Source organism: Rhodococcus sp. 06-470-2, assembly GCF_002258235.1.
Classification (GTDB): Bacteria; Actinomycetota; Actinomycetes; order Mycobacteriales; family Mycobacteriaceae; genus Rhodococcoides.
Genome location: NZ_NOYB01000025.1, coordinates 1 through 593 on the forward strand (window position 1 = coordinate 1; position 593 = coordinate 593).

The 593-nt window shown below is 64.6% G+C and carries 1 protein-coding gene; it reads right to left on the reverse strand.

The window, feature by feature from the left end:
* A partial coding sequence (locus CH276_RS13765; protein ID WP_176459249.1) for an acyl-ACP desaturase occupies positions 1 to 593 on the reverse strand: 593 nt, incomplete at both ends.

Here is a 593-nt window from a genome sequence, read left to right on the forward strand (position 1 = left end):
TCGCGCATCTCCTCGAACTTGGTGGCCTGACGCTCGAGGTCTTCGAGGAACGCGGCGAGTTCCTCGCGCTTGTTCTCGCCGCGGCCGGTGAAGTCGTTGCGCTCGAACACGCTCCACTTGCGCAGCACCGGCCAGACGACGTCCTCGAGGTGCTGACGCAGGTCGTAGATGCCGTGCTTGGCCATCAACACACCGTTGCGGCGGAAGTTCGGCATACCGGCACCGGGCATGACGAAGTTCATCACGATGTCCGAGACCGCCTGCAACGTCTGATCGGGCGAGATGTCCATCGCCGCGCCGGTGATGTTGCGGTAGAAGATCATGTGCAGGTTCTCGTCGGCGGCGATGCGCTGGAGCATGCGGTCGGCGATCGGATCGTCGCAGACCTTGCCGGTGTTGCGGTGCGAGACGCGGGTGGCCAGCTCCTGGAACGTCACGTAGGCGACGGAGTGCAGCAGACCCACCCCTGCACCGGCAGGCGACGCATATCCGTTGGTCATGTGGATCATGCGGGCTTCTTCGAGGGCGACGGGATCGACGCCGCGGGTGACGACGAGGTAGTCACGCATGACGATGCCGTGCCGGTTCTCCTC